Origin of the sequence: Rhodomicrobium lacus, assembly GCF_003992725.1 — a bacterium.
Taxonomy (GTDB): domain Bacteria; phylum Pseudomonadota; class Alphaproteobacteria; order Rhizobiales; family Rhodomicrobiaceae; genus Rhodomicrobium; species Rhodomicrobium lacus.
Genome location: NZ_RZNF01000012.1, coordinates 1,694,935 through 1,721,749, shown reverse-complemented (window position 1 = coordinate 1,721,749; position 26,815 = coordinate 1,694,935). Strand labels below are relative to the sequence as shown.

The 26,815-nt window shown below is 57.1% G+C and carries 29 protein-coding genes and 2 pseudogenes; 16 read left to right on the top strand and 15 right to left on the bottom strand.

The window, feature by feature from the left end; translation table 11 throughout:
- Positions 1–104: 104 nt before the first annotated feature.
- Positions 105–1,007, bottom strand: coding sequence for a LysR substrate-binding domain-containing protein (locus EK416_RS17320; protein ID WP_245434094.1), 903 nt, complete (start codon positions 1,005–1,007; stop codon positions 105–107).
- Positions 1,008–1,049: 42 nt separating this feature from the next.
- Between EK416_RS17320 and EK416_RS17315 the strand changes: the two genes are divergently transcribed.
- Genes EK416_RS17315 through EK416_RS17305 form a run of 3 tightly spaced genes read left to right on the top strand, consistent with a single transcriptional unit; the run spans position 1,050 to position 4,305 of the window.
- Positions 1,050–2,171: a D-cysteine desulfhydrase family protein gene (locus EK416_RS17315; protein ID WP_342634636.1), complete on the top strand. Its 1,122-nt coding sequence runs from the start codon at positions 1,050–1,052 to the stop codon at positions 2,169–2,171.
- Positions 2,168–2,677 (top strand): VOC family protein, encoded by a 510-nt coding sequence (locus EK416_RS17310; protein WP_127079703.1) that lies wholly within the window; start codon positions 2,168–2,170, stop codon positions 2,675–2,677. The genes EK416_RS17315 and EK416_RS17310 overlap by 4 nt, the downstream gene beginning before the upstream one ends.
- Positions 2,635–4,305, top strand: coding sequence for an MFS transporter (locus EK416_RS17305; protein ID WP_342634635.1), 1,671 nt, complete (start codon positions 2,635–2,637; stop codon positions 4,303–4,305). Before EK416_RS17310 ends, EK416_RS17305 begins: the two co-directional genes overlap by 43 nt.
- Here the strand turns inward: EK416_RS17305 and EK416_RS17300 are convergent.
- Both EK416_RS17300 and EK416_RS18055 read right to left on the bottom strand, forming a co-directional pair.
- Positions 4,295–5,164 carry an ATP-binding cassette domain-containing protein gene (locus EK416_RS17300; protein ID WP_245434093.1) on the bottom strand — a complete coding sequence of 290 codons (870 nt, stop codon included), beginning with the start codon at positions 5,162–5,164 and terminating at the stop codon, positions 4,295–4,297. The genes EK416_RS17305 and EK416_RS17300 overlap by 11 nt on opposite strands.
- A gap of 179 nt (positions 5,165–5,343) precedes the next feature.
- Positions 5,344–5,508 (bottom strand): annotated as a pseudogene (locus EK416_RS18055) (MFS transporter); the annotation flags it as partial.
- Between EK416_RS18055 and EK416_RS17290 the strand changes: the two are divergent.
- From EK416_RS17290 to EK416_RS17260, 7 genes and pseudogenes are all read left to right on the top strand, one after another.
- Positions 5,458–5,937, top strand: a pseudogene (locus EK416_RS17290) (transposase family protein); the annotation flags it as partial. The pseudogenes EK416_RS18055 and EK416_RS17290 sit on opposite strands and share 51 nt — an antisense overlap.
- Entirely contained in the window at positions 5,938–6,675 is a 738-nt protein-coding gene (locus tag EK416_RS17285) for an NAD(P)-dependent oxidoreductase (protein ID WP_342634638.1), read from the top strand. It abuts the pseudogene before it with no gap.
- Positions 6,676–7,169: 494 nt separating this feature from the next.
- Positions 7,170–7,577: an ExbD/TolR family protein gene (locus tag EK416_RS17280; RefSeq protein WP_127079701.1), complete on the top strand. Its 408-nt coding sequence runs from the start codon at positions 7,170–7,172 to the stop codon at positions 7,575–7,577.
- Positions 7,578–7,583: 6 nt separating this feature from the next.
- Complete coding sequence (locus EK416_RS17275) at positions 7,584–8,237, top strand: energy transducer TonB (RefSeq protein WP_127079699.1); 654 nt, start codon at positions 7,584–7,586, stop codon at positions 8,235–8,237.
- 27 nt (positions 8,238–8,264) lie between these two features.
- Positions 8,265–10,931 (top strand): TonB-dependent receptor, encoded by a 2,667-nt coding sequence (locus EK416_RS17270; protein ID WP_127079697.1) that lies wholly within the window; start codon positions 8,265–8,267, stop codon positions 10,929–10,931.
- A 1-nt stretch (position 10,932) separates the two neighbouring features.
- Positions 10,933–11,610: a MotA/TolQ/ExbB proton channel family protein gene (locus EK416_RS17265; RefSeq protein ID WP_127079695.1), complete on the top strand. Its 678-nt coding sequence runs from the start codon at positions 10,933–10,935 to the stop codon at positions 11,608–11,610.
- Positions 11,611–13,515, top strand: a complete 1,905-nt coding sequence (locus EK416_RS17260) for a bifunctional 2',3'-cyclic-nucleotide 2'-phosphodiesterase/3'-nucleotidase (RefSeq protein WP_127079693.1) — start codon at positions 11,611–11,613, stop codon at positions 13,513–13,515.
- Between the two features lie 537 nt (positions 13,516–14,052).
- Here EK416_RS17260 and EK416_RS17255 read toward each other — a convergent pair.
- The 3 genes from EK416_RS17255 to EK416_RS17245 form a co-directional block, all read right to left on the bottom strand.
- On the bottom strand, positions 14,053–15,141 hold the full coding sequence (locus EK416_RS17255) for a tyrosine-type recombinase/integrase (protein WP_164730085.1): 1,089 nt from the start codon (positions 15,139–15,141) through the stop codon (positions 14,053–14,055).
- Between the two features lie 412 nt (positions 15,142–15,553).
- Entirely contained in the window at positions 15,554–15,928 is a 375-nt protein-coding gene (locus EK416_RS17250; protein WP_245434092.1) for a helix-turn-helix transcriptional regulator, read from the bottom strand.
- A 45-nt stretch (positions 15,929–15,973) separates the two neighbouring features.
- Positions 15,974–16,408, bottom strand: a complete 435-nt coding sequence (locus EK416_RS17245) for a helix-turn-helix domain-containing protein (protein WP_127079689.1) — start codon at positions 16,406–16,408, stop codon at positions 15,974–15,976.
- A 172-nt stretch (positions 16,409–16,580) separates the two neighbouring features.
- Here EK416_RS17245 and EK416_RS17240 point away from each other — a divergent pair, with 172 nt between their 5' ends.
- From EK416_RS17240 to EK416_RS17225, 4 genes are all read left to right on the top strand, one after another.
- Complete coding sequence (locus EK416_RS17240; RefSeq protein ID WP_245434091.1) at positions 16,581–16,721, top strand: hypothetical protein; 141 nt, start codon at positions 16,581–16,583, stop codon at positions 16,719–16,721.
- Positions 16,718–16,924 (top strand): hypothetical protein, encoded by a 207-nt coding sequence (locus tag EK416_RS17235; protein ID WP_127079687.1) that lies wholly within the window; start codon positions 16,718–16,720, stop codon positions 16,922–16,924. Before EK416_RS17240 ends, EK416_RS17235 begins: the two co-directional genes overlap by 4 nt.
- 341 nt (positions 16,925–17,265) lie before the next feature.
- Positions 17,266–17,574 (top strand): S24 family peptidase, encoded by a 309-nt coding sequence (locus EK416_RS17230; RefSeq protein WP_127079685.1) that lies wholly within the window; start codon positions 17,266–17,268, stop codon positions 17,572–17,574.
- Positions 17,575–17,775: 201 nt separating this feature from the next.
- Positions 17,776–18,270: a hypothetical protein gene (locus EK416_RS17225; protein ID WP_127079683.1), complete on the top strand. Its 495-nt coding sequence runs from the start codon at positions 17,776–17,778 to the stop codon at positions 18,268–18,270.
- 37 nt (positions 18,271–18,307) lie between these two features.
- Here the strand turns inward: EK416_RS17225 and EK416_RS17220 are convergent, their stop codons facing one another.
- Genes EK416_RS17220 through EK416_RS18270 form a run of 3 tightly spaced genes read right to left on the bottom strand, consistent with a single transcriptional unit; the run spans position 18,308 to position 19,418 of the window.
- Positions 18,308–18,769 carry an NUDIX domain-containing protein gene (locus tag EK416_RS17220; protein WP_127079681.1) on the bottom strand — a complete coding sequence of 154 codons (462 nt, stop codon included), beginning with the start codon at positions 18,767–18,769 and terminating at the stop codon, positions 18,308–18,310.
- A gap of 29 nt (positions 18,770–18,798) precedes the next feature.
- Positions 18,799–19,167 carry a hypothetical protein gene (locus EK416_RS17215; RefSeq protein ID WP_127079679.1) on the bottom strand — a complete coding sequence of 123 codons (369 nt, stop codon included), beginning with the start codon at positions 19,165–19,167 and terminating at the stop codon, positions 18,799–18,801.
- Between the two features lie 11 nt (positions 19,168–19,178).
- Positions 19,179–19,418, bottom strand: coding sequence for a type II toxin-antitoxin system MqsA family antitoxin (locus EK416_RS18270; RefSeq protein ID WP_164730083.1), 240 nt, complete (start codon positions 19,416–19,418; stop codon positions 19,179–19,181).
- Between the two features lie 118 nt (positions 19,419–19,536).
- Here EK416_RS18270 and EK416_RS17205 point away from each other — a divergent pair, with 118 nt between their 5' ends.
- Positions 19,537–20,526 (top strand): tyrosine-type recombinase/integrase, encoded by a 990-nt coding sequence (locus tag EK416_RS17205; protein ID WP_127079675.1) that lies wholly within the window; start codon positions 19,537–19,539, stop codon positions 20,524–20,526.
- Positions 20,527–20,592: 66 nt separating this feature from the next.
- Here the strand turns inward: EK416_RS17205 and EK416_RS17200 are convergent, their stop codons facing one another.
- On the bottom strand, positions 20,593–21,012 hold the full coding sequence (locus tag EK416_RS17200; protein ID WP_127079673.1) for a type II toxin-antitoxin system VapC family toxin: 420 nt from the start codon (positions 21,010–21,012) through the stop codon (positions 20,593–20,595).
- Positions 21,009–22,088: a hypothetical protein gene (locus EK416_RS17195; protein ID WP_127079671.1), complete on the bottom strand. Its 1,080-nt coding sequence runs from the start codon at positions 22,086–22,088 to the stop codon at positions 21,009–21,011. Before EK416_RS17195 ends, EK416_RS17200 begins: the two co-directional genes overlap by 4 nt.
- 256 nt (positions 22,089–22,344) lie before the next feature.
- Here EK416_RS17195 and EK416_RS17190 point away from each other — a divergent pair, with 256 nt between their 5' ends.
- Complete coding sequence (locus tag EK416_RS17190; RefSeq protein ID WP_127079669.1) at positions 22,345–23,244, top strand: MT-A70 family methyltransferase; 900 nt, start codon at positions 22,345–22,347, stop codon at positions 23,242–23,244.
- A gap of 143 nt (positions 23,245–23,387) precedes the next feature.
- Here EK416_RS17190 and hxsC read toward each other — a convergent pair whose 3' ends face one another.
- The 4 genes from hxsC to EK416_RS17170 are packed head-to-tail and all read right to left on the bottom strand — an operon-like array spanning position 23,388 to position 26,665.
- Complete coding sequence (gene hxsC, locus EK416_RS17185) at positions 23,388–24,518, bottom strand: His-Xaa-Ser system radical SAM maturase HxsC (protein ID WP_164730082.1); 1,131 nt, start codon at positions 24,516–24,518, stop codon at positions 23,388–23,390.
- Positions 24,515–26,002 carry a His-Xaa-Ser system radical SAM maturase HxsB gene (hxsB, locus tag EK416_RS17180; protein ID WP_127079666.1) on the bottom strand — a complete coding sequence of 496 codons (1,488 nt, stop codon included), beginning with the start codon at positions 26,000–26,002 and terminating at the stop codon, positions 24,515–24,517. Before hxsB ends, hxsC begins: the two co-directional genes overlap by 4 nt.
- The gene (gene hxsD, locus EK416_RS18265) at positions 25,995–26,351 is read right to left on the bottom strand and encodes a His-Xaa-Ser system protein HxsD (protein ID WP_127079663.1); all 357 of its coding nucleotides are present in this window, start codon (positions 26,349–26,351) and stop codon (positions 25,995–25,997) included. Before hxsD ends, hxsB begins: the two co-directional genes overlap by 8 nt.
- A complete protein-coding gene (locus tag EK416_RS17170) occupies positions 26,351–26,665 on the bottom strand; it encodes a hypothetical protein (protein ID WP_127079661.1) in 315 nt (104 codons plus the stop codon). Before EK416_RS17170 ends, hxsD begins: the two co-directional genes overlap by 1 nt.
- Positions 26,666–26,815 lie beyond the last annotated feature (150 nt).

Genomic DNA, 26,815 nt, shown 5'->3' with positions numbered 1-26,815 from the left:
AGAAACTCCCCCGTTTGGGAGTTGGAATCACAGCACGCCCGATTCGGGAACCCCTTTATGGGTACGTCACCTAGATCAAGACATAGGGGCTGGAAGTTTCCGGCCTATCTTAGCGGAGCTGCCAAATTAGGAGCGTCTTCAAAACTTTCTCGGATGTATGACACCAGGGCATCGCAAGCGGGGGAATCTTCCTTCCGACGGAAAACTGCGATTTCTGTTTGAGGCGCTGCAGGAAGCGCTTCGCCATCGATAACCCTCATGTCTTGCGTTACCGTGCTTCGCGCCAGCACAGTGACGCCCAAACCGGCCACCAATGCGGCCTGGATTCCAGAGAGGCTCGTACTTGTATAGCTGATCCGCCATGGAAGCGCCGCGAGATCAAGCAGTTGAAGCACGATCGGTCGGTACACACATCCATGAGGAAACATGACAAGCGGCAATGGCCTCTGCTGTTCAAGTCTGTCGATGCGAGGCGCAGCCCAAACAAGAGGTTCACGCCAGATCACTTGGCCCCCCTCAGTACCGATACCACGTCGCGCCACCACCGCGTCTAGGTCACCGTTGCTCATAGCCGCCATTAGGTCGGCGGTCATCGCACTGCGGACCTCAAGTCTCACCCCGGCGTGCATGGCTGCGAATCGCTTGAGCACAACGGGAAGCTGAAAAGTCGCGAAGTCCTCCGGTATTCCGATCCGCACAACGCCCTCGACGTGAGTCCCACGAAGTCGAGCCTTTGCCTCCTCGTGCAGCTGCAACATCCTCTTTGAGTAGCCCAGAAGGACTTCGCCCTCTGCTGTCAAGGCAGTTTTGCGCTTCCCCCTTATGAAGAGGTTGCACCCGTAAAGCTCCTCCAGCTTCTTGATGTGGAGGCTAATCGTGGATTGAGTGCGACTCAAATGCTCAGAAGCCCTCGTGAACCCCTGGCGATCGCACACCGCAACAAAGCTGCGCACGATGTCCAGATCGGGCACGCGGGCAGACAACATGTCAGACAAACCGTCCACCATCGACTTCCTCGATAGATCCCATCGAACAATATCGTTTGTGCGATGTATCGGTCGCAAATAGCATCATTGTCAATCAATTTCGATGGGCTACTGATGATCGATCGGCTGAGAGAATTGGAACTAAGTGCGGTTGCGAGGCGCCTCGAGGGATTTCCGCGCTTTCCTTTGGCGCATCTCCCCACTCCCCTCGAGCCGCTTGACCGGCTCTCGAGCGAGATCGGAGGACCAAGGATCTGGGTTAAGCGAGACGACTGCTCTGGCTTGGCGACAGGGGGCAACAAGGCACGCAAGCTTGAGTATCTTGTCGGGGACGCGCTTGCGCAGCGATGTGACACGTTGATCAGCGCTGGTGCACTCCAATCAAATCACGCACGGCAGGTCGCAGCCGCCGCTGCTCGCGCTGGGCTTCGGTGCGTCCTCGTTCTGACAGACACAGTGGCGGGACGAGATGGCACCTACAGTCAAACCGGCAATGCCCAAATTGATCGCATCTTAGGTGCGGATATTCACATAGTTCCTGGGCATCAGGAGAGCGCGCCGGTGTGCGCAGCTATAGCCGAAGAGCTCCGAAATGATGGCGCGACGCCCTACGTTATTCCAATCGGCGGCTCGAACGGAGTGGGGACGCTCGGATACATAGGTGCGTTCTTCGAGATTCAGTTGCAAATGGAGCTGAATAAAGAACCGTTCGATTTGCTAACTCTCGCTAGCGGCAGTGGAGGGACGCAGGCGGGTCTGATGCTCGGCGCGCGACTCAGCTCATGGTCAGGACGGATCGTAGGCATGAGCGTCGGCGCTCGGTCGGACAGTGTAAAAGCAAAAGTGAATCGTGCTGGTTATCTCGCCGCTGACCTTCTCAAAGCACCATCCATAGTCAACCACCGCTGGCTACCCGAAGTGGAGGATAGCGCTCGCGGGGCTGGTTATGGCATTCCCGACCCGTCGACTTTTGACGCAATCGCCCTAACGGCAAAGCTTGAAGGGCTGCTCCTCGACCCCGTCTATAGCGGAAAAGGGATGGCAGGTCTCATCGCAGCCTGTCAAGGTGGTCGCTTTGACAAATCCATCCGCAACGTCGTGTTCGTACACACCGGGGGAACAGCCGCCCTTGCGGCGTATCCCGAACTCACTGTTTCCTCAACATCACAGAAGGACTATCGATGACCGGATCGCTGCCAACCAAAGTAGCCGAAAAAGTCGGACTCGTCGGCTCAATAAATCATCTCCGCTTGACTGTTACAGATATTCCTCGCGCACGAGTTTTCTATGACCCGCTATTGAAGTTCATGGGATACACGCTGGTCGAGGCCGATGATAAACGCTTAGCCTGGGCAGGCTGGAGTGCAAGTGAAGTTCTTCACTGGTTCATCCTGAGTATTGCCAACGACCAGCACATTGCTGCCAAGCATGATCGCTACGCTCCTGGATTCCATCATCTTGCGTGGAATGCTTCAAGTCGCGCCGACGTGGATCGCTTTTATGCACTCTTGCTCGAGCTCGGCGTTACAGTGCTAGATGCACCCGCTGAATATGAGTATGAGCCAGGTTACTACGCTGTGTTTTTTGCTGATCCTGATGGTCTGAAACTTGAGCTTGTTCATGTTCCACCGGAGGGCAGTCACCAATATTGGAACTCACACTCCGAGCACTGCAAGCATTGCGCTTCCTGAATTTCGCGACAACCCACATCTACGAGACAAACATGGTCGCTTATGTAGTGCCTGCTGACGAAGTAGGAAAAGTGCCTCTCACTGCACAACATCGAAAAGTTATCGTTGCAAGTTCACTTGGCACCGTTTTCGAGTTCTATGATTTTTTTATCTACGGAACTCTTGCGGCGTTCTTCGGAGCACTCTTCTTTCCTCCAGGAAATGAAACAGCAGCGTTCCTCGCCAGTCTGGCAACGTTTGGAGCGGGCTTTGCAGTTCGACCGTTTGGTGCGCTTATTTTCGGACGTCTCGGTGATCTTGCCGGGCGAAAGTACACATTCCTTGCAACCATTGTTATTATGGGCATTTCGACTGCAGTCATCGGGCTTCTGCCGACTTATGCCCAAATCGGCATGTGGGCACCGGTCATCTTGGTTGCGATGCGATTGCTTCAAGGTCTTGCGATCGGAGGCGAATATGGAGGGGCGGCTACCTATCTTGCTGAGCATTCCCCTCCGGGCCGCCGCGGAGCAAGAACGAGTTGGCTTCAGACCACGTCCACGGTTGGGCTTATCCTGTCCTTGGTAGTCATCTTCGCATGCCGAGCGAGCATGTCGCCCGCCGACTTCGCTGCTTGGGGCTGGCGTCTGCCGTTCATCGGTTCTATCGTGTTGCTCGCCACCTCCGTCTGGATCCGCCTTTCGCTCGAAGAAAGTCCTGTTTTTGCGCAGATGAAAAGGGATGGCAAACAATCGCAAGCACCCATCAAGGAAAGCTTTGGAAATTGGACGAACCTGCGGAGGGTCCTAGTCGCGCTTTTTGGCGCGATCGCAGGTCAAGCAGTAGTCTGGTACACGGCACAGTTTTACGTGCTGTTCTTCATGACGGCAACGCTCAAGCTCGATTACAGCGATGCCTATCTATTGATCGGTATTGCATTGGTGTTGGCGACACCGATGTACTTGTTCTTCGGATCCTTGTCGGACAAGGTCGGCCGAAAGCCGGTCATCCTCAGTGGCTTGCTCTTGGCGGCGATTGGCTTCTTTCCCGCGTTCCACGCACTCACTGACGCTGTAAATCCAAGGCTTGCAGCAGCTCAGCGACTGAATCCCGTCGTACTGTACGCTAGCGAATGCAATGTCCATATATTTTCAAAGCCGGTTTCTCAATGTGACCTTGCAAAGGAATTCCTGGCGAAAGCCGGTGTTACCTATGAAGTTCGCACGCCATCGACCGATCAGGCACTGAGCGTATCCATCGGTACCGCTACGATCCGTGGTTTCGATTCAAAAGCCTGGGCTATCGCACTCGAACAGGCATCTTATCCCAAGGCTGCAGAGGCTTCAGAAATACGTTGGATGATGGCAGTTGCGATCATCTTGGCGATGATGGTCGCCGTGACTGCGGTTTATGGTCCTATGGCTGCGTTCCTTGTGGAACTTTTTCCTGCACGAATTCGATACACATCTCTTTCACTGCCATTTCACTTGGGAAACGGCATCTTCGGAGGCTTTCTTCCTTTTGTCAGCTTCGCCATAGTGACCGCAACCGGAAATCCGTATGCGGGACTTTGGTACCCGGTTGGCGTAGCAGCAATCAGTTTTGTTGTGGGCCTGTTCTTTCTCCGGGATCATGAAATCAATGACTGAAAGCGTCGTCCCCTCGAATCTCTAGTTTTTTGATTTCGAGTTCGCCCAGGCTTGGCGCATCGCGCGCTATGCCTGGGCTCACGCAGTTTTGCAAGTCAGTCCTTTTCTCTTCTGTCGCCGACCGCGCCTTCACTCGGCATCGTCGCCGCACCCGTAGCCACCCGAGCCACAGCGAACAGCGCCAGCCATCCGCGTCGAGATCAACGTCCACGAATTCAGCCACAGGCCATCCCTCTCCCTCCCGAGGAAACGCATAAGGTACTCGTCGCGAAACGAGGTTAGCGCGCAAGCAACGGCCGCGCGCTTCGTCCTCCAGCACCCCGCTCCGGTAGTATGCATGCGCTGCAACAAGGTAGCGCATGTCGTCGAGCCCCAGCAGCACGTTGTCGATGGCCGAAAGCCGCCCGATAAGCGCGTGATCCTGAAAGATCGTCGCGATGCGGTGACGCGCGGCCTTCAGCGCCGCCGGGTTGTCGAGCGCACCGATACCCGAAACGACGATGCGGCCCTTCTCCGGTCGGAGAAGCCCGTTTATCGCGCTGACAAGCGTCGTCTTTCCGACGCCGGACGGTCCGACGACGACGGTAACCGAGCCCTCGGCGAAGGAAAGCGATATGTCATTCAGAATGATGCGCTCGCCGCGACGGAGCGTGAGGCGTTCGACGCAGACGGCCTTCTCCTTGCGAGACAGGTGGATGACAGGCGCCGTCATGACCGCGCCTTTCTCCGTCTGGTGGAGAGTAGCTTCCGAAACTGCTGGGATGTCGAGTGAAGTCGGAACTGCATTCAATTGATTGACACGACAGATGACAAAGCCTGCATCAATCATAAACACAGATAACATGACAATGACAAGCATAAATCATCAATTTTTCAAAGCAAAAGTTCTGACTTATTGAGTGAAATCAGCCGATTTGTAAATTGTCGTACAAATATATCTGGAATTTACATTTTTGAAAATAGATGAATGACTTCCGATTGCGTATCTGCCAGCCCAGATTAATAATAGAGATTGTCTGAGGCGGATTCCAAAAGACGCTGGGTCATCGTCGGGACCAGTTCAGTTATGGTCCTCGGCAGCGAAGCCTCCATAAGACCCAGCATCGGCTGATTATAATAGATGTTGGCAACTGCGAGTCCTTCCACCGTCGCCATAGCTGTCTCCAGCGCCACGGCATCTCGCGGTTGCCCAAGGCCGATCATGAAAAGCCGACGCAGCTCAAGGCCTACGATATCGGTTACTTCCATATCGACATCGCGGAACTCCGCTATGAAGGCGGCAAGGGCTTCCTGTTCGTCGCCGTCGACCGCACCTCGAAGCTCGTGTTCGCCCGCATCTATCGCAAGGCGACCAAGCGCGCGGCCACCGCCTTCCTCAAGGTGCTCGTCGCGGCCATTCCCTACAAAGTGCACACCGTGCTCACAGGAGCGAAGGTTTATCCTGAGCGACAAGCGCTCAGGTTCGGCGTTCAGTTCGTCCAGCGCGACAGGTCCGGCGACTTCGTCGCTCACCTCTTCGGCAGGGTCTGCGACCAGCACGGCATCGAGCACCGGCTCACCAAACCCTACCATCCCTGGACGAACGGTCAGGCCGAACGCATGGTGCGAACCATCAGGGCCCGAACCCGCAACATGAACCCGGCATCCTGCGACTGCGTCGTGACGATCTGGAATCCATGTTACCTTCAACCATGCTCAACCCAATCCCATAGGGCGTACCCCTTATCCATGAGGACTATTCTCATCATCGGCGCGAGCCGCGGCATCGGACTTGAGACGGTTCGACGAGCTCTCGATCAAGGCTATCGGGTGCGCGCTTTCGCGCGATCCGCCTCCCAAATCCCAATTACCCATACGGAGCTTACGAAGGTGAACGGCGATGCGCTCAGAGCCGAGGATGTCGCGGCGGCCGTTAAGGGCGTCGACGCCGTCATCGAGACGCTCGGAGCGAAGGCCAGCCTTGCTATGGTGACCAGCCACACTCGACTCTTCTCCGACGCAACGCGCATACTCATCCAATCGATGGAAAGCGCGGGCGTGAAGCGTCTGATTTCTGTGACGGGCTTTGGGGCCGGCGACAGCCGCCAGCATATGTCACTGTTGCAGCGCCTTCCGTTCGAACTCCTGTTGGGCCGCGTCTATGCGGATAAGGCGGTGCAGGAGACGATTATTCGGCGCAGCGCTCTGTCCTGGGTGATAGTCCGGCCGGGCATCCTCACCAGCGGTCCTCGCACAGGCCGGTATAAAATCCTCGATAAGCCCGCCGACTGGCGTAACGGCATGATCTCGCGCGCCGACGTCGCAGATTTTCTCGTCAAGCAAATCGAAGATGACGCCTATCTCTGCAAGACCCCTGCACTGATCGGATAATTATTTCCTCCAAAGGTATCAAGGAGCCCGAAATCAATAGCCGCGCCGACTGGAACCGAGGCTTGACGCGCTGTGAGCCGGCTCGCTTTCGCCTTGGCCTTCAACTCCCACGACCGGCGCAGAAGGCCGGAAGCGGAAGTGCGCAGGTTAACTACCTCGGTCTTCTTCTGGGGTATTGCCGGACTGACAATCATCGCAACATGGATCATTTACCCAGCTACGAAACAAATGCTGAGGCAAGCAGCATTAGCGGCGCGGCTTTGCCCGTGCTCACGAACGCCGCTTGTGGTGTGGGCCAGCGTTGATGCTTGGCGCTTTCAGTGATCAGTCGACAACGAGGCCTCCTCCAGTGTCAAGCTGCGAGTTCTTCGACAAACGCCCTATGGCAATTCCGCCACGTCACAGCGCTTTCAAAAATCATTCACACCTCTGTCATGCCTCTCAGGCTGTTTTGAAGCCGGGCGAAGGTGGGAGCCGGTACATCCGGCATGGGCATGAGAAACTGGCCAGAAAAACGGCGTCAGCATGCACGCATCGAGATCATTCCGATGATCGATGTGATGATGTTTCTTTTGGTCTTCTTCGTTCTTATCAGCATAAACGTGCTTCCCGCGCTCGGCTTGAAAATAAAGCCGCCGAGTTCGGCTTCGCCCGATCAGGTCGTGGAACGGCAGAAGACGATGGTCGGAATTGACCGCGACGGGAAGATATTCCTCGATGGACAGCAGATCGAGATCGCAGACCTGCCCGACCGTCTGCGCGCTCTCGAAGATCCGAACAAAAAGCTCGTGGTGATTATCGCCGGCGACGAAGGCGCGCAGCTTCAGAATATCGTCAGTGTCCTCGACGCTCTGAAGCTCGCCGGTGTCGCGAGCGCGCAGATCGTCGCTCGGCCGAGGTAACGATGGATGGGCGAGCGAAGCGACATAATCAGCAATGCCTCGGCGCTTGTGACGGTCGCCTTTCTGGGTGCGCTCGTGGCTCATTCGCGTCCGACACTGCCGAGCCAGCCGGGGCCATCGGGGCCACCGGTCGAAATCGCTCTGGAGGCGTTAACCGAGACGCCCAAGGAACAACCGAAAGAGGACAGCGCGGCTCCGATGCCTCCCACGGAGGAGGTGAAGCCGCCGGAAGAAGTCATTCCTCCGCCCCCTCCCCCGCCTCCTCCGGGACCCGAGGAAGCGCCGGAGGCAGAAAAGCCGGCTGTCGCAGAACAGGAAGAGGCTCCGACCGCTCCGCCTTCACCACTGGTGGACGAGGACGGTCTCGCGGCGGCTGCGGAGCAAAAACGCGAGGCTACGCGCGAAAAGGAGGCATCAGCCTTCCGCACCTGCCTTCAGAAAAGCGCGCGTTATCCGTCATCGAAGGAGGCCAGGAAGCTTAAACCGCATGGCACTGTAGTTCTCGAAGTACATGTTCAGTCCGGGGCGATTGAAAATGTGCTCATCGTCAAGAGTTCCGGCTCGTCAATTCTGGACGAGGCGGCGAAGGCAAGCGTCTTGAAGTCGGGATGTGGGGCGAAGAGTGAGTCCAGCATCCTATCGGGCAGCATAGCGTACTGAGTTTTAATAGGGCACTGGGGTAATATTATGCGTGGTACCATCCTGCGTGGCGTTAGCGCCACGTTACTCTTCAGCACGGCGCTTTCAACCGTCGCTTTTGCTCAATCTACATCGGCGCCGCAGGCACCCGCCGAGCCGACGCAGGCCAATCAGCAGCCGCAGCCGTTGCAGCCGACGGCGCGCGCGGCCGAGCCTCAGGCGAGCTTCGGCACGGTTTACGCGACCGAGCCTGCGAAGCGTCCAGCCGTTGCGCTGGCGCAGCCGGGCCTCACGTCGTCGCCGACCGACTACGGCGCGCTTCTCCAGCAAACCGCAGCCGTGGCAGCTCAGGGCGGCGCGGGGACAGCGACCGAAGTCAAGGTTACGCCCGGCGGCGTGACGCGCCAGGATATCGGCGGCGGTTACATGATCCTCGAACAGGCGACGAAGACGCGCTCCACCGTGACGCGCGACGCCATCGACAAGCAGTCGCCGACCGCGAACCCCTATCAGATGATTGAACTACTGCCGGGCGTGACACAATCCAGCTCCGATAACACGGGCCTCAACGGCGGCAATATCCGCCTGCGCGGCTTCAATTCTGACCATGTCGGCCTGACCATCGAAGGCATGCCGGTGAACGACTCCGGCAACTACGCCCTCTATCCGCAGGAATATGTCGACGCCGAAAACATCCAGCAGGTGTCGATCGCACAAGGCTCGCCGGACCTCGACTCGCCGCATGTTGGCGCTGCGGGCGGCGTGATCAACATCTATATGCGCGACCCCGCGAAAGATGCAGGCGCTCTCGTCGACCTCAGCGTCGGCTCGGACTCGCTGTTCCGTGCTTTCACCCGCGTCGAATCCGGCGAGATCAACGGCGTCAGCGCCTATGTCAGCTATTCCAAGCTGACGAAAGATCACTGGATCGGCCCAGGCGAAGACGACCGTCAGCACATCGACTTCAAGATGAAGTGGGAGCTTTCGCCCGGCAACACGATCCGCTTCGCCGCGATCTACAACGACGCGCTGAACAATTTCTATGCTACGCCGACGAAGGCGCAAGCTGGTCAGCCCTACAGCACATGGGGTTACAAATCGTCGCTCCCGGACTCATTTTTTACGCCGAATAGCACCACGCTACTTCTCGACCAGTCGGCCAACGGCGCTTCGAACTACTACGGCTATAAGGTCAACCCGTTCAAGAATCTGATCCTCAGCGCGCCGTCCAACTTCACGCTTTCACAAAACCTGAAGTTCGATACCCTTCCGTACTATTGGTACGGCTATGGCAATGGTGGCGGCGCTTACTCTCTTACGGAGGGCGGCACTTACACCTCGGGTAACACGAAGATCACGTTCGGCGACCTGAATGGAAACAATCTCATAGGGGATAAGATTCTTTACTACAACCCCTCCATCACGGAAACGCATCGCCCTGGCGTCATCAACAAGTTCACTTACGATGTCGGTAACCACGAAATCGTGGCAGGCCACTGGTTCGAATATGCGATGCATCATCAATGGGGGCCTTTCGCTCGTCTGAACGCCGATGGTAGCGTGGATGATGAGTTCGCTGGTTCGGGGGGCATAAGCGTGCCCACAGGCAGCAAATGTCAAATATTCTCCAACGGAGCTTGGGGAACTGCAAGCGCAGCTAACTGCCCGACAGGCGAACTTCAGAAGCGCAACTGGCAGACCGACACCATGACGAACATGGTCTTCCTCGGCGACACCTGGAAGGCGACTGACAAGCTAACGGTTATATACGGTGCTAAGCAGGTGTGGGTTGACCGCACCGTGGACAACCGCATGCCAGGTGGCCAGGAACTCGAACTGTACGACACCGCAACGCTTCCGACAGCCGGTGTCCGCTACAAGTTCGACAAGGACAACACGGTGTTCGCGAATGTCGCAACGACCTTCCGCTCAGCGCCAAACTACACGCTGACCCCTGCCAGCGTTATTACGCTCAATACCGAGGTGCCGAAGGAAGAAGGCATTCATTATGAAATCGGGCATCGCTACCAAGGCCCTCTTTTCTCGACGTCGGTCTCCGCGTTCTACGGCCATTACGAACACTTCCAAGTCTCGACCTACGTCGCGGACGCGGCGGGCAGCAGCCAGAGTGTGACCGTGGATGCTGGCACCGTCCAGAATTATGGCGTCAACGCGGAGTTTGGCCTGCGGCCGATCCACAACTTCCGGCCGTATGTGTCGGGCGAAGTCATCCGTGCGGAGATGCTTGACAATAGCATTCTCGCGACTTCGACCACCTCGGTCAACGGCGTCAACGTCAATGACTATCTTCGCACGTCCGGCAATATGCTGCCAAACGTGCCGAACTATCAGGTCGGCATCGGTATCGACTACGACGACGACCGGATCTTTGGCAACATCGCCTTCAAGTATTACGGCTCGCAATATGCGACCTTTATGAACGACGAAAAGATGGACTCCTTCGGCCGCGTGAATGCCTCTATCGGTTACCGTTTCGATGACATTGGCTTCCTGAAGCGTCCCGAAATCAAGCTGAACATCTACAATATTCTTGGCAGCGACGACCTCACTGGGGTCTACAGCGTCAAGAACAACTCGAAGGCGACAACGGGTGTAAACGGTAACACGATCGCCGCACCAAGCGCTTCTAATATGCCAACTTACTATATGGGTCAGGATCGGTCGTTTATGCTGACCTTCCGCGCAGGACTGTAAAGTGACTATCGACACTGCCTATTTCCACGATGTGTGCATCAACATCCTCTACGGATCGGTGGTGGTGCTCACCTTCGTGGTGGTCGAGCGGCTCGTCTATTACGGGCTGCTCGCCCTTCGCACCAGAAAGCTTGGAGCCGTGGTTCACGGCTCCGGACATGTCCCTGCGACCGCGTTCCGCTCGCGAGACCTGCTCACGCGGAGCCTCGCAACCTATGTCGGAGCGCTTCGGTCGCCCGGCGCGACCCGCGAGGCGCTTGAAGATCTTTCGGCAACCCTTTTCATCAAGGTGAGCGGCAAGGTCGAGGCGCGGCTGTGGGTGCTCGATACCATCGTGACGGCTGCGCCGCTGCTCGGCCTGCTCGGCACGATCCTCGGCATCATGGACACGTTCAATGCGCTGTCGTCCGGTGGCATTTCGGACCCTGCCGCCGTCAGCCGTGGCATCGCCGCCGCGCTTCTGGCAACCGCTGTCGGCATCGGCACCGCGCTTTACGCGCTGCTCGGGCTGAACCTTCTGCACCGCGTCGAGGGGCACCTGAACGACGAGTTCAAGCGCCTCATCCTCGGCAGTCACTCGCTGCCCGAGTCCGAGGTGAGGATTGCACTTAATGCGGCGCGCCATGGCCTTGAAGGCGGACGCGGCGTCGCATCCCAAACCGCAATGCAGGAGACGTGATTGAGCATCGAAATCACCCGCCGCACCGCCCTTGGCGCGGCGGCCTATCTCGCTACCCTCGGCTTGTCGGACGCGCTCGCAGCGGACTCCGGCCCGCGCATGCGTGTTCGCCTGCTCGAAACCTCCGATCTGCACATGTTCGTGATGGATTGGGATTACTACCACGCGAAGCCCGATCCGACGGTCGGCCTGACAAGGGTTGCAACCCTCATCCGCGCGGCGCGGCGCGAAGCCCCGAACACGCTGCTGTTCGACAACGGAGACTTTCTTCAGGGCAACCCGCTCGCGGATTACATCGCGGCGCAGCGGCCCGGCATCGAACCGCATCCGCTCGTCGCGACGATGGCGGCGCTCGGCTATGACGCGGCGGGCCTCGGCAATCACGAGTTCAACTACGGCCTCGATTTTCTGGAGGCGACGGTTCGAAATGCGCCTTTCGCCTTCCTCTGCGCAAATGTCGTTCGCGCCGATGGCGCGCCGTTTCTTCCGCCCTACACCGTCCTGAAGCGCGTCTTCAAGGATGAAGCAGGCGCGGAGCACGCGTTGCGCATCGGCGTCATCAGTTTCCTGCCGCCGCAGATCATGTGCTGGGACAAGGCGCGCCTTGAGGGCAAGGTGGAGGCGGGCGACATCGTGCTGACGGCGCGACGGCTCATCCCCGAGTTGCGCGAGAAATGCGATCTCCTTATCGCTCTCTGCCATTCGGGGATAGGAACCGGCTCATGGACGGAAGGCGAGGAACACGCCGCGCTTCATCTTGCAGCCGTTCCTGGTATCGACGCGATCCTTTTGGGGCACGCCCATCGCATCTTCCCGGGAAAGGACTACGCCAGCGCCGCCGACGAAGTGGACGCGGTTGCGGGGCGGCTTCATGGCGTGCCTGCCGTAATGCCGGGTTTCTGGGGCAGCCATCTCGGCGTTGTCGACCTCAACCTCAGGCGCGAAGGCGAGCGCTGGGTTGTCGAGAAAGCGGAAGTAGAAGCCCGGCCGATCTATCGGCGGGAGGGCGGCACGGTTCACGAACTCACCTCCGCAGATGCGGAGGTGGCGGCCTCCATCGCAGCCGCGCACGCGGGCACGCTGGGCTGGATCGAGCAGCCCGCCGGCATGCTCGACGCTCCTATTTACAGCTATTTCGTGTGGGCGGGATACGATCCGACGACCGCGCTCGTGAACGCCGCGCAGATCGCTTACGCCAAGCCGCTCCTTGCCGCTGCCGGCTTCGGCGAGTTGCCGCTGCTATCGGCGGCAGCACCGTATCGCGTGGGCTATACGCCCGACAGTTTCATCGACATCCCTGCAGGCCCGGTCCCGATGCGCGCCGTCGCCGATCTCTACATCTACTCCAGCAATACTGTTACCGTGGTGAAGGCGACGGGAGCGCAGATCGTCGCCTGGCTTGAATGGGCGTCGCGGGTTTTCAACACGATCGACCCGTCGGCGGAAGGAAGGCAGCCGCTCGTAAACACCAGGATCCCATCCTACAATTTCGACGCGATTGCCGGTCTCACCTACGCAATCGACGTGACGAAGTCATCGGGCCGCATCGCTGACGTCCGCTTTGAAGGCCAGCCGCTCGACCTAACGCGCGAGTTCGCGGTGGTAACCAATAACTACCGAGCCGATGGCGGCGGCGGATTCGCTGCGCTGAAGGACGCCGAAATTCTGCTTCGCGCGCCGGACACCAACCGGGACGCGGTTTTCCGTTATTTCGGGGCGAGGCCAACCGTTCATGTGGAGGATACGACGCCGTGGCGATTCGCCGCCGGAAGGCCGGTCGAAGTGTGGTTCGACACGAGCAAAGCAGCGGTGCCGCTGATCGAGGGCCACAAGAACACCGTGCTTCTGGGCGATGGTGAGCCCGGTTATGCAAGGATTGGCCTTACCATCGGGCGAAAGATCTGATGCAGCAGTTCAACACGCCGGGATGTGCCAATACCAATCAGTGGGGTTCATGCACCCAACGAGATGCGCCGTCGGCATCGCTTTGTGCAGTTGGGCTATGACTTCGTTCGCACAAAATGATCAGGATGACCGGTAAGTGGTAGCAAGCGGAAATTGGGTCGATCAGTTCAAGCTTCCGCTCTCGACCCTAAGCCGAAGCTATTATTGCGACGATTCAATGGAGCGGGCCAAGTGTCACATGTCTCCGGCACCCCTCGCTCGTATCACCGGAAGTTGGGCAAGCGTCGAGTTTTTTTATGTCGAAGGAGTTGCGGAATAAACGAGGCGGTTGTTACCCTCGCTGTTACCCCGAGGCTTTACCTTGCCGGGGATCGAGGGAGTAAACTCTTGATTTTGTTGGTGAGCCCAGATGGATTCGAACCATCGACCCTCTGATTAAAAGTGTGACGTGCGATCATCGCAATCATTGATTTTTCTGGCCTTTCTGGTCGAAAGCAGCTCGATTTTTCCCGTTTTGTTCGCACCTTTTCGCACGTTTCATTCGCCAATCATTCGCGCGAAAGAACGCCTCGGAACACGCTTCGGCGCAATCGCGGAAGCAGCCTTGTTCTGGTAGTCTGGGCAGTGATGACCGTAGACCTTTTCGATGGTTTTCACGGACATGCCGACGTACCCGGAAACCTCCCAGATAGGCACGCCCGCTTGCAGCATCCACGTCGTAGCCGTATGCCTGAAGCTGTGAAGGACAAAGTGCTGATCGAAGCCAGCGATTTCGCGTGCTGAATCCCACGATCGCCGAAGCTTCTTCACTGGGCCTTGATTGAAATGAATGACATGGGTGATGCCGCGCGCCACGTCCTCATCGCGCCAGCGGCGCAAGTGGGGTAAAAGGCGGGCGTGAATGCGAACCGGCGGAGTTCGCTTCTTGGTTTCCGATTTCCCCCTGCCACGCCGATACATGAGATCATGTTCTAGATCGACCCATCCCCCATCTGTAGACGGCATCCACCGGAGGCCCAGAACCGCGCCTGATCTCGTGCCGGAGTAAACCCCAATCAGAATAAGCCTAGCGAGGTGCGCGGATTTCGGTCGTTTCCGGACGACACGAAGCAGGTGCGCAACCTGATCTCGCGTGAGCCACTCGTCACGCGGATCGGAAGGCTCGGGGATTGAAACCACCGGAACCATCGAAAGCGTGTGCTCCTTGTGCCAAAGCCGGATAGCGGCTCTGAGTGTCGCGAGATCTCGACTTGCAGTCGTGTCGCCCTTCGCGCCGTAAGCCGCACGCGTTTTGCGCCACTCAAAATACTCTCGACACGATTTGCCCTTCACGTCTGCAACGGTTTTCCCGGCCCACCATTCGACCAGGTCGCGCACGTGCCGTCGAGGATTCGCCTGCTCGCCTAGATTGGGAACGTGCAGGCGGAGGTAGTTTTCCAAAACCTCGGCTATCGAGACCGAAGCGGGATTACTGCTCCCACTGGGCTCGTATTTTTCAGAGATGTAGGCTTCGAGGGCGCGCGCGGCTCCTTCAGCATCCGCTCGATCGATGCCCGTGCTGATTTTTCGGCCGGAGTCGAGAATAATCCATTTCGATTCCCGGCCTTCGCGTTCTTCGAGCCACAAACGGGGCGGCTTCGCTCTGCGAGGCATATCACCATCTCCTTCAGATCTTCACCACGAACGAATTTTTTCCGGCGAACGGATATGACTGAAAGCTTTTTTCTCTTCGCGAGCGCACGGAGATCGTCCGGCGTCACTCCTAGACCGGAGAAGAAGCGCAAACATGCATCTTCCAGTGTGTAAAGATCGAGCGGGGATAGCTCTGAAGGAGCGGCGCTCGCCTGCAACTTCCTCGAACTTTCACGCCGCACAATCTGCCACTCAGGCTCAGGTGCTGGACGCCACTGTCCCTGTTCGTTGCGCTCTAGGTACTCAAAGCTGCCGTCTCCGCGCACGCGAAAGGCTTGAGGCGCGAAACGAATTTCGCGCTGCTCGTGTTCGTCGCTGTTCATGGCGCCGTGTTCATCAAGCGTTTTCATGCTCGCGCCCCATCGACAGCACGCGAGACATCCCCGTTAAGGCGATCGACAGCCGCATCGAGCGCGCGGACGTCCCAAAGAACGCGCGCGTCGATGCGCTTCGGCTTGGGCATGCGCCCATCCGCCACCAGCTCGTCAAATTTTCTGACGGAAAGGCCGATAAAGGCGGCCGCAGCCTCGCGGCCGACCAGGCGCGGCTGAAGGGTCAGAGGGGAAGGGAGTGATTTTCTAGGTTCGCGCTGCACGGCGGTCTCTCCAAGAGTTGGATTAACCGACTGAGCGAAACAAGGGAGATAGCGCGTGATGCGCAATAGATAGGGGTCGCTGAGTGCATGACGCACAACATCCTGCGTGCGTGTACGGAACGTCAAGGTCGTGTGCGCCACGGTGCGCGGTTATGCACAGGCGCTCGCGTTTCATGGCCGCGCCGCCAAGTCGTCGAGCGCGCGCGGATCACCAAGCGCCGCCTCGGATATCGCCCGGCGACCTTCATCGGACAGGCGTGCGAGTGCTTCGGGGTGTTCGATCCAATAATCGGCTAGCTCAGGGTATTGTGCCTGAACACCGCTTCCATCTTCGCTGCTTGAGGTATTGTCAGCCGCTCCGGAAGTTTGCCGCTCGACGCCAAGACGGTAGCGCACGCCACTTCCTCCCGTGTCGTCCGCGTCAATGAAGGTGATGCCGTGTTCTTCGAGAACCTCCTGAAGGCGGATTAGCGTCAACCTGTTCGCCCTCGCTCCAGACTCGATCCGTACAACCGTCGCCTTATTCACGGTTGCCAATTCGGCAAGTTCCTGGATCGTCAATCGCGCGAGCGCGCGCGCCGCCCGCAGTTGGTCGCCCGTAATCATTGCGTACTTTCATCAAAAATGCGTATAGAGGTTGCTCGCGATGTCGTGTGCGTATAGAATACGCTTATTCGAATTGAAGGCAAAGCGGGAAGGGCAATTTTCATGTCGCTCAATGCCGTTGAATTGCGCACGGTTTCAGTGCTCCTGAATCGATCTCGCAGATTCATTGAAGATGCGCTTTTCCGTTGCCGAAAACGCTGGCGATGTCGCCGTGACTGCCCGCGTCAAGACGCTGCTTTTTCGAGCGAAGGACGTCGAGCGCGACATCGACGCCCGCCTTGCGGCTGCCGAGAAGGCGGAGCGGCTTCCATGATTTTCACACGCCCAGAGCTGGAAGCTGCGCGCGGCTTCGTCCGGCAGGCGCGCGCCTTGGCCGAAGCTGTCGCGGAAATCCTACGCCGTGGTGGCGATGAGGAAGGCGCCGAGCGCATGGATGCAATCCTCGACGCCCTTGACGCGGAAGCGGAATATCTGACTCGCCTGTCAGCGGCGACACCGATCGGCGGCCGGGCATGACGGAGATGGACGAGGAGAGTCGCCGCGCGTTCGACAGCCTGACGGAAATCGAAAAGCGCGCGGTGCGTCAGGCGATCGAGGCCGCGCGTGGGGAGTACGCCGTTCATGGCGTCCGCCTCCCGGATGGGCGCATAGCCATCGCCTGGCCCACACCAGAATTCGGAATAATTTGGAGTATCTGTCGCGCATCAGGCGAGAGAATTTCCGGAAAATTCCGACCGTCCGGGTCCGCATGCCCGGATGAGAGGTAGCGGGGGCGGGGCGGGCGCTGCGGTCGCGTCCGTCCCGCAGCATCCCCGGTTTCAACTGGGCTGTCGGCCCATAATCAGGAGTGCCGTTTCATGCTAGAATACTACGAACTTCGGGACGAATCGAATTCACCAAGGTATAAACCGGGCGATATAGCAATAATTGATCGAGACTTCGATCCGATTCCGGGAGATATGGTTTTCGCCTTTGTTGCTGGACGCGATGAGCACCAATATTCAATTGGAAAATACGTTCCATGCGACGAAGCACAGTTTGAAATTTCGCCAATAAACCCCGCGTACCCTTCATTTTCCACTCGGGATTGCGTAATTCAAATCGTTGCCCCGATCGTCGAGTGGCACATGAGCGAGAAGCGCGAGCGCCCGCCGAGAAAAAAATGAAGCAAGCACGAGTTTTGTTTTCAAAGCCCGCCCGTAGCGGGCTTTTTCATGCATATTATAAAAAATCCAGCGAAAAAATTGAACCGATGCCCGAGTTTTTGGAGTATTCAACGCACACAGCGTGAATGACGGGGAATGAGAGTGAACGTCGCAGTCGGAAACCGTGACGAATCCTTGGCGCCAGCGGAGCGTCGAGCGGAGATGGCTGGCGTCGATCTTGCCCTCTACTCGGACAAGTTCGTCGGGTGCCGTGATAAACAGTTCGATTTCGCTCGTGGCACGCTCTTGGCGAAGCTCCACTCAGTTGGTAAGCTCGACGAGGCACAACTGCGAGCCGCGCACCGCGTCCTCGCGGATTTCGAGCGGGCGTCCGGTGCCTCCGGCGGCGTGACAATGATGTGGCGGGATAAAATTGACGGCTCCCCGGCAGGTTCGCGTTCACCGCGCCGGGCATGGACGAACTCCGCGCACGATCGCCTCTCCGTCTTGCTCGATCAGGAACTGACCGCCCGCGAGCGGCAGTTGTTCGTCGACCTCTTCATCAACGATTATTTCAAAAAATGGAACGGGGATCGCTTGCCCGAAATGGGCTGGCTTCTGTCCGGCTATGCTGGCAAGGATCAGGCCACGAGCGCGGGAGTGAGCCGGATTCAGGCGCTGCTTGATCGTGTCGCGCGGTATTACGGCGAGCAATGAGCTATCCGCCCCTTTATCCCCTGATATGGTTAGAGTCTCACGCAGCCACGCAAGCGTGCCGGATGCAAGCTCGCGTCTCGTCCGACATGCTGAGGGCAGCGAACTCCTGCGAGGCCGGACTGATCCATAGATAGGCGTCATGTTCGGCCGGGTTCAGCGAAACCGCACCGTCATCCGTTTCGACCGCGAAATTGAACTGACGCGTCCTTTTGCCTAAGCCGCTGACGTAATCAAACGAGTTCGCGTAGCGCTGGACGGCCTTGATGGAGAGGCCGGTTTCCTCGCGCACCTCGCGCACGAGCGCATCGAGCAGTCCTTCGCCCGGTTCAACGCCGCCGCTCGGTATCTCGTGCAGCCCGGCGAGGTAGGTCTCGTCCGGTGAACGCCGCAAGATTAAGACGCGGCCGCCGCGCTCGATGATGGCGCCGACGACAAGCTTTTCGATGCCGCCGCGTTCCGCCTCTTGCCGAAGTCGGTCGACTTCTTCCTCTTTTATCATGATCTAGCCCGCTCGGTGTTATCGCCGCGTCATCTTGTGAGGTATGGCAGGGCGAGCAAAAAAATCCACACGGGAATGCTCGCGATCAGGAGCACCAGCCAATCAGGCCAGTCAAGAGGCAGTCGATCGGCGAACCAGAGCTTGAGCGAGATCGAGGCAAGAAGGAGAATAAGGCCCGCCGCTAACACATATTGCCCGATCACGAGAAGCCAGATCAGCGCGCCGATGCAGCAGAGGAGCAAGATGCGCTCGATAACCTTCCCGACGTTCCACGTCTCTGGCGCGCGACCTTCGGCCAGGCGTTTGGCGATGCCTATCGCAACACCAACCGCCGCGCCGATCGCGAGAAAGGTCAGCACCTCCCCGCCATGCGAGACCGCCGTTTCATCGAAGCTCATGCCCGCCTCTCTTATTCCGTGTCGAGTCTACTTGGTTTCCGCCCACGCTTTTGCGTCGGTGTCGGCGCTTCGGGCATCAGCTCCGGCAGACGATCCAAAATGCGCATGAGGATCGCGGTCGGACCTGGGATGCGAGCGGAGCCGTCCGCGTATCTCTGTGCCTGATTCGGGCCTGTGCCGAAGCGGCGTCCGAACTCTCGGCGTGAAAGCCCGAGCCGCTGACAAATCGCCTCGAATTCATCGGGTGTCATGTGTACCATGCAAGCACTGTAACCTAATTTTTGATAAAAATAAAATATATATTGCGATTATCCTTGCTCCTCGTAACCGATACAGTTACATTAATGAGGCAAGCAAGGAGTAAGTACCATGAATTTCGTTCCCGCCCTCATCGATGTCCCGACGTTCGGCCAACCAGCTCGCTCGCTCATCCTGGCGCAGCCTGCGGAGAAGGTTCGCGATGCGATCGCGCTTTGGCTCTCCGGCTTCACGAGCGAAAACACGCGTCGAGCATATCGTCGCGAAATCCAGGCGTTCGCGGAGTTCGCGGGACACGCCGATGCGGGCGCGGCAGTAGCGCAGTTCCTCGCTCTTTCGGACGGACAAGCTCACGCCGCTGCCGACGCTTGGCGCGCGGACAAGATCGCACGCAAACTTTCGCCCGCGTCCGTGAACCGCTCGATGGCAGCCTTGAACAGTTTCGTGGAAGCTGCGCGCCGCTATGGTCTCACAGCGCTGCGCCTTGAGGCCAAGGGCGTGAAGAGCTGTGCCTACCGCGATACGCGCGGTCCCGGCATGCGCGCGGTGCGGTCGATGATTGACGTCGCGGCGGCGCAGGAGAAGCCCCAGAAGGCTGCCCGCGATGTCGCGATCCTTCGCCTCGCCACTGCGCTTGGCCTTCGCCGTGGCGAGATCGCCGAGATGAATATCGGGCATGTCGATCTTGCCGGTAGCTCTATCTCCATCAAGGGAAAAGGCCGGACAGAGCGCGAGACGTTGACAATCCCTGCAAACGTGCGTGCAGCTCTTGCTGCGTGGCTCGCGCTGCGCGGCACGGAAGATTCCGCCGACCCGCTCTTCATCGCGCTGACGAATGCTGCACGCGGCCATCGCCTCACGGGCGAAGGTATTCGCCAGATCATTTCGGTGCAGATCGCGGAAGAGGCGGGTGTCAAGGCCCGCCCTCACGGCTTGCGGCATACCGCGATCACCGCTGCGCTCGACGCTTTCAACGGCGACTTTCGGAAGGTGAAAGATTTCTCGCGCCACGCCTCACTCGAAACGGTTCGCCGTTATGACGACAACCGCAACAACTTCGCCGGATCGGTCGCGAGTGCGCTCGACGCGATCATTGGTTAGTGACGATTGAGCGCTTCGCGAAACAGTTGAAGAACACTCTCGTTCAGGAAAAGAGAGACGAAATGTTTACGCCACGGCACGATCTTGCGGATGAATAAGCTGAAGCCTCTGAAAATATCCTTTGAAATCACGCGCGTTTGTCGTGACTAACGGGTGACCAAGCGTTTCGGCGGCTGCTCCGATGAGAAAATCAGGCAGCAAAGAAAGTTTCGGACCTTTGTTGCTTTTATAAAGAAGATAAGCGCGACTGGCACGAAAGAGAGCGGAGTGGGCGTCTGTAATTGTTTCTATGCCAAGCGATTGCAACGAAAGTTGGACATCCCGAAGAGAAGCCATGCCGGCGCAATACTCTGCAAATACAATCGGACTTATGACGATTGGGCCGCGCTTTTTTCCAAGTACAAATTGATCGCGGGACCAATTGTGATGTTTTTCTGTATCCTTAACCAACGCGATCAGTGCACTCGTGTCGAAGAAGGTTGTCATTCGCCCCTCGTCAATTTTAACAGCTCTTCGGCAGACATCGTCGGCTCAATGCCTTCTTGCTTTAGACGCTCCAGCGCTTCGCGCGTATGTTCACGAATGAACTTATCGGCGTCGAATTCGTCTAGATCTATGCTAGAGATTACCTGAAACCCGGCGTAAATCGCGAGCATCGCGCAAGCTGGCGGAATACTTTTTAGTATTTTCGAGTTTGTCGGGTGGACGGCTCCTTTTGGAGCAGGATCGTTTGGGGCAACCCAGTTCTCGATATCGCGGATTAAAATCTTCGTTCTTGCTTCCACAGCCTCATCCGAAAATCGGTTAGGACCACCACAAGCAGTATACAGCCTGACCAGATGCTTGATCGCGAGGTCTTTTTCAGTGCTGCGCCTGCCTGAAACGGCTGAGAAATCTGACCGCATAAGAAAGTCAGCATATTCCGACTCAGGCAGGGATTCACCTTCTAGACGCTGATCTTCTATCAAACGGTCAAGCGCAAGAAAAAGCGCATCGACCCACCAGCGATCAATACGATCGCCCCTGAGATCTGCGACGCGTCCGATTTTGTATAAATGTGCTAAATTTGTTGCAACTTTGCGTGCCGTTTGCGCGACGTACCGCGGCTCAGACAATAGAAACTCTTCAATGTCATCAGCACTCACCCTTTCCGCGTCCCAATCGTATTGTCGCGCCAGCCGCTCTTTCACATAAGCTGTAGCCCAGAGGGCTGGACGACGCTGAAACGATTGTGCGCCCTTGAAAATTCCTACATATGAGAAATTGAATGCGAAAAGTGCGAGCTTGTCGAACCGTTGAGAGTGCTTCGCGGTAATCGCCTGAAATACCAGTTCGTCGACCATAATGTAGTCGGTGCCATTTCGAGGACGATTGAAAAGGAAAAAATTGATAGGTATGTATTCGGAGGCGAACCCCGCCAAGCGTTTACGAAATGCATCACGAGTGACATCTTCAAGTTTCGAATCGAAGCCGAGGCGAATGCTTTCGTGGAGCTTTGCAAATCCTTGTTCGCTGCCCCATGAAAAATTCTTTGTAAAACTTCCTGGTCGCCAATTTTCCACTCTCGGTTGACTCCCGGCCCCTCACCTAGACCCAGACCTTAGCACTCTGCCGGTTTTGCTTTAAACTTGCAAGAAGGCCGAAGGAACCACAATGTGCAGCTCGGGCTGCGTTCCCCAGAGTAGGTGCGTGCCTGCATATTTGAAAGGCACGAGAGCGGCTTTTGTCAAAATTTCGTCCTTAAAATCACCTGGTAAAATAAACCAAAAAATGGCACCGCTCCCATAATCGAGCAGACCGTTACAGAAGGGGACGAGAGTGACAGCGAGTGACGATCTGGTCCACTGGGCTGAGGGAAGGAAGTTCACAACAATCTTGGCTGATCCGCCATGGCGGTTTCAGAACAGCACCGGCAAGGTGGCGCCGGAACATCGTCGTCTCAACCGCTACGAGACAATGTCGTTGAAAGAAATTATGGCGTTGCCCGTCAGCGACATCGCCAACGAAACCGCACACCTTTATCTTTGGGTACCGAATGCGCTTCTGCCGGACGGGCTTGCGGTCATGCAAGCGTGGGGGTTCACCTACAAGAGCAACATTGTCTGGCACAAGATACGCAAGGACGGCGGCTCTGATGGCCGCGGCGTCGGCTTTTATTTCCGAAATGTGACAGAACTCGTTTTGTTTGGTGTGCGCGGCAAGCACGCACGCACACTTGAACCAGGTCGCAGGCAGGTCAACTACTTAGCCACCCAAAAGCGGGAGCACTCAAGGAAGCCAGATGAGTTGTATCCTGTAATTGAGGCATGCTCGGCTTGGCCCTATGCCGAGTTGTTCGCGCGTGGCAAACGCGATAATTGGCAATGCTTCGGCATTGAATCGGAAGAATATCATCCGACGTGGAACACCTACGCAAATCATTCTCAAGTTTCGAATCCGACGTACATTGCACAGGTTAAGGATATCAAGATCTCTGAAAAGCCGATCCTCGCGCCAACGATGTTCATCGAAAAGGGCCTGAAGGCTGCTAAAGGACGAGAGCTGAGGGCAAAAGACGTTTATGCAGCCTATGAAGCCGAGTGCGCCGCGCGTGACCTAATGCCTGTAAAAGCACTCGGCTTTTGGCAGACGTTGAGCGCGCGAGCAAAGAAGCTTGGAGCTATCAAATCTACGCAGTCGGGCCGCGTCGTCTATTTCGGATTGAAGCTAGCTGCCTGAAGGCAGCTTTTCAGGGACGCGTCGCGGGTTAACCCGACTTGCGTAAAGCGTCATTATCGCAAGTTCGGAAAGACGCGGCTTCGAAGCCTATCGGACACTCGAAACGGACTGCGAGAGGGCGTGCTGCCACCGTGCAAAGCCTGTCATATGATCGCCGAAATCGCTCTGCTTGGTCGGGCTATGTCGGAGATGAAAAAACCGGCACAATCGTTCCGACTTTTGCAGCCTGCGCATTCCTCCACAAAGGTGTGTTTGTGATCCGAAATGCTCTGACGTGCCAACGGTCTGAGTTCAGGTTGCACGATGCAGAGGGGAAGATTGTAAATCGATACTGTGATACCGCGATCGACAAGATGCTTTGCAGCGACGCGAAGGGTTTCAGAGTAGTCGATTGGATCGACCCATAACAGGTGCCAGTTTTTTTTGACGTACCCCATCTGCTCAAGCCCCATGAACGCCACTTGAGCCACGAAGGGGAGTTTCCGCCAGATGAATTCAGAAAGCTGTGGAAGGCGCGGCACACTCTGGGCGTGCATGACCACGCGAAGCTCTACCTCGATACCGGCAGCCTCAAGATTGTAAAGCCCAGCCAGCGTCTCTCGGAACGCGCCTGGTGCCTGAGAAATGTAATCGTGAACGTCTGGGACGTCGGAATGGAATGGAATGCTAAAGCGAAGTCGGGGATGTCCAATCGCGCGAAGTTTTTCCACGAACGCAGCATCCGAAAAGGTTCGCCCATTACTTAATGCCGTGATCGTAGTGTCTGGCAATGCCTTCGCCAGCCGGTCAACGATATTTAGGAAGCCGTCAGCCAACAACGTCGGCTCTCCGCCGGTGATCCCCAGGCGAACGGGAGGTGCAGTTTCAAGCAGCTCGATGACACGCAGGCAGTTGGCTAGCATATCCACGTCGCGAGGTGGCTGCGAACACATGAGGCAATTGCTGTTACAACGCTCTGTGACAAAAAGGGCATTGTGAGAAGACGCCTTGCGATAAAGAGTACGGGTTCGACCGTTGCGCCCATCGACCAGTACGATGTCACCGGCGTTCAGATGTGATAAATCGGAGTAGCCCCCGAGGCGGGGTCCTTTCGGATCACTGCCTTCAACAAGGACGGCCGCGAAGCTTGCGGTATCCACCCCGGACAGAAGCCCGTGCCGACAAACCAGCACAGTTTCGCTTGGCGCGCTGACCCCCGGCACGTCAGAGACGCGCCCAATTACCAAAGGAAACTGAGTGGTGAACCGACCTTGAGCCACCATCGGCACGGTCATGATGGACTCGATACGCAGGAGCGTCTGAGATTGAGCCATCCCAACAGGATGCTCATCGTCTCCTCGTCGGCGGCATCAAGCAGATCGAACAAGGTTCTGAAAATCTCTTTCTGTTTATGACAAAAAGTGCTGGTCGGTCGATGTCCCACAATGTCGCCTTGCGTTCGATAGTGACGGATTGGATCGGCGCCACAATAGGGTACGAAGGCGCAGTCAGAGCATCCCGGAAGGGATTCCGCCACCCCTGCTGCGGCAAGTGACTGCATCGTCGGCCCGGTCATGATGGATATCCATGAATCAGAAACAGAGCCGAGGCGAAATGTCTTGTCACCCATTTCAGCTAGCATTCGGGCTTCGTCGGAAGCATAAACGTCGCCGTCGTAGTTATAAAGAACGACTCCAAATCCTTCTCCCGTGGGCGACTGTAGATCCACAAAACCAACACCGAACGGTGTCAGTATTTTTCGAAGGAGAATTGCAGCGTACGCCTCGATCATCCTCACACCACTGCGATTCAGGTCTAGTACGTACCGAAGTGATTGCTTGTAAAAAGCGACAAAATCATCTGTGCTGTATCCGATGGCCTTGCCCGATTTGCTCGCAAAGCCGTAAGGGTTCAACTCACGGAGGAAAATTGACGTCAATCCGTGTCTGACATACTCGTCGATGATTTCCTCTGCTCGCCCGAGGCTGTTGCGCGTGGCGGTCATAAGCGCCGACACGCTTCCCGGTCCTAAGTCGTCATGGCATCGACGTATATTTTCAACGACGACAGCGTGGGAAGAGGCACCTGAAAAGGGGCGGTTGCGGTCGTGGAGATCGGAAGGGCCGTCTAGTGACGTGGAGATGCAGACATTGAATTTCCGGAAGAAATCGATGTGCTGCTCTGTTAGCAAGGTGAGGTTCGTACAAATCACGTAGCTGAGGGTCTTCCCTGCAAGGCTCGACCGCTCGGCAGCCGTTTCGACCATTCGGCGCACAAGATCGAAGGCGAGCAATGGTTCCCCACCCTGGAATTCCATAGTCATTGAAGATGCCGGCGCAGAAAGCATCAGATCGATGGCGGAACGGGCTTTCTCGAAGGGCATATCAACGCCTGCCGTCTTCGCTTCCGCCCGCGAAACCTGACAGTATCCGCAGCCCTGATTGCACCTAAGGGTCGGGACAAAGATGTGAAGTTTCGGACCGCTTTCGAGAAAAGCTTTCTTTGTTCGCCATTGCGACGCAACCGCGCGGAGCGTTGCCGGATCAGCACCGTGCATAAGAAACGATCGAGACTTCAATTCGAGGCACTCCCCAGATCCGGCGGGCAATCGGCCGGAAACGAAGTCATCGAAAATTGGTCGGGAAAGGATAGCGTACTCGCCCGATGAGTTGGTCAGCAGAACTCTGTTGCCGTCAAGCCGTTCAAAGCGAAACGGCATCGGCAGATACTGCTCTGGGGAGGCGAAGGTGTCAGGCCCAAAGAAATGCGTATTAGCCACCTGTCGCCCTCGGCAGCGCTTGAAGGAAAGCCCGCTGCAATAACGCCTCCTGGATTGCTTGCGTATCCGCGGCCACCCGCTCCCGAAGGGCAAAGTCAACGAGTGCGTTGCAGTAGTCACCGCAGGCCGCTGTCAACTCCAGACCTGCGCCGCCATCCTTGAGGCGTATGTCTGCAAGCAGATGCCCTTCGGCATTGCGTCGAAGATGTACATGGCATCTGTCGGTCAACCAGTACGCAGCTTTGAGAGCCACACCCTCGGAGTATAAGCGGGGATCGAGAACTATGGTTGAAACGCAGCCCCGCTCGTCGAACTCGACCGCCGTACCCTTGGGAAAACTCCCGTTCATCAACGCGACGAGTAATGCGAGTGATGAGAGGCATGGGACGAATGCGACGCATGGGAGTAGTGGTCTGCGACCAGCTCACCCGTCGCAGGATCACGATGAACGAGGTTCAACAAGATTGCCCCTTCGGCGGAAGGCGCCTCAGCGATCAGTTTTGAACCGATAATGGGGGTTGGTTCGGAAGTCGGCACGACCGTTTTCGCATCAGCTTCCGAGCTTATCGTGCTCGCCCCGACAACGGCCAAAGCGCCAGCGACGCACCTCTCCACAATACGAATCGCCGTGATGGTCAGCGGACTTTTTTGCTTCTCATTCATAGATATCCACCTTTTTTGATCGACTGCGCCGGTGCCAAGGGTTTTAGCATTTTTTCGAATTTACGATTGTCAACCAAGTGTTGACGTAACTTATTAATTACCTCTAAAACTTTTTCATGTCAAAAGCATAGCCGTCCCCATCCCAAGCGA

What these genes read in the sequence shown, in the direction of transcription:
- EK416_RS17220 (WP_127079681.1), bottom strand. Translation starts at nt 18,769, where the DNA reads ATGATAAAAGAGGAAGAAGTCGACCGACTTCGGCAAGAGGCGGAACGC.
- EK416_RS17240 (WP_245434091.1), top strand. Translation starts at nt 16,581, where the DNA reads ATGCGCTTTTCCGTTGCCGAAAACGCTGGCGATGTCGCCGTGACTGCC.
- EK416_RS17320 (WP_245434094.1), bottom strand. Translation starts at nt 1,007, where the DNA reads ATGGTGGACGGTTTGTCTGACATGTTGTCTGCCCGCGTGCCCGATCTG.
- EK416_RS17170 (WP_127079661.1), bottom strand. Translation starts at nt 26,665, where the DNA reads ATGAATGAGAAGCAAAAAAGTCCGCTGACCATCACGGCGATTCGTATT.
- EK416_RS17275 (WP_127079699.1), top strand. Translation starts at nt 7,584, where the DNA reads ATGGGCGAGCGAAGCGACATAATCAGCAATGCCTCGGCGCTTGTGACG.
- EK416_RS17215 (WP_127079679.1), bottom strand. Translation starts at nt 19,167, where the DNA reads ATGAGCTTCGATGAAACGGCGGTCTCGCATGGCGGGGAGGTGCTGACC.
- hxsC (WP_164730082.1), bottom strand. Translation starts at nt 24,518, where the DNA reads ATGACCGTGCCGATGGTGGCTCAAGGTCGGTTCACCACTCAGTTTCCT.
- EK416_RS17230 (WP_127079685.1), top strand. Translation starts at nt 17,266, where the DNA reads ATGCTAGAATACTACGAACTTCGGGACGAATCGAATTCACCAAGGTAT.
- EK416_RS17315 (WP_342634636.1), top strand. Translation starts at nt 1,050, where the DNA reads ATGTATCGGTCGCAAATAGCATCATTGTCAATCAATTTCGATGGGCTA.
- EK416_RS17225 (WP_127079683.1), top strand. Translation starts at nt 17,776, where the DNA reads ATGGCTGGCGTCGATCTTGCCCTCTACTCGGACAAGTTCGTCGGGTGC.
- EK416_RS17285 (WP_342634638.1), top strand. Translation starts at nt 5,938, where the DNA reads ATGAACCCGGCATCCTGCGACTGCGTCGTGACGATCTGGAATCCATGT.
- EK416_RS17300 (WP_245434093.1), bottom strand. Translation starts at nt 5,164, where the DNA reads ATGCTTGTCATTGTCATGTTATCTGTGTTTATGATTGATGCAGGCTTT.
- EK416_RS17310 (WP_127079703.1), top strand. Translation starts at nt 2,168, where the DNA reads ATGACCGGATCGCTGCCAACCAAAGTAGCCGAAAAAGTCGGACTCGTC.
- EK416_RS18270 (WP_164730083.1), bottom strand. Translation starts at nt 19,418, where the DNA reads ATGACACCCGATGAATTCGAGGCGATTTGTCAGCGGCTCGGGCTTTCA.
- hxsD (WP_127079663.1), bottom strand. Translation starts at nt 26,351, where the DNA reads ATGAACGGGAGTTTTCCCAAGGGTACGGCGGTCGAGTTCGACGAGCGG.
- EK416_RS17270 (WP_127079697.1), top strand. Translation starts at nt 8,265, where the DNA reads ATGCGTGGTACCATCCTGCGTGGCGTTAGCGCCACGTTACTCTTCAGC.
- EK416_RS17235 (WP_127079687.1), top strand. Translation starts at nt 16,718, where the DNA reads ATGATTTTCACACGCCCAGAGCTGGAAGCTGCGCGCGGCTTCGTCCGG.
- EK416_RS17280 (WP_127079701.1), top strand. Translation starts at nt 7,170, where the DNA reads ATGAGAAACTGGCCAGAAAAACGGCGTCAGCATGCACGCATCGAGATC.
- EK416_RS17245 (WP_127079689.1), bottom strand. Translation starts at nt 16,408, where the DNA reads ATGATTACGGGCGACCAACTGCGGGCGGCGCGCGCGCTCGCGCGATTG.
- EK416_RS17200 (WP_127079673.1), bottom strand. Translation starts at nt 21,012, where the DNA reads ATGACAACCTTCTTCGACACGAGTGCACTGATCGCGTTGGTTAAGGAT.
- EK416_RS17205 (WP_127079675.1), top strand. Translation starts at nt 19,537, where the DNA reads ATGAATTTCGTTCCCGCCCTCATCGATGTCCCGACGTTCGGCCAACCA.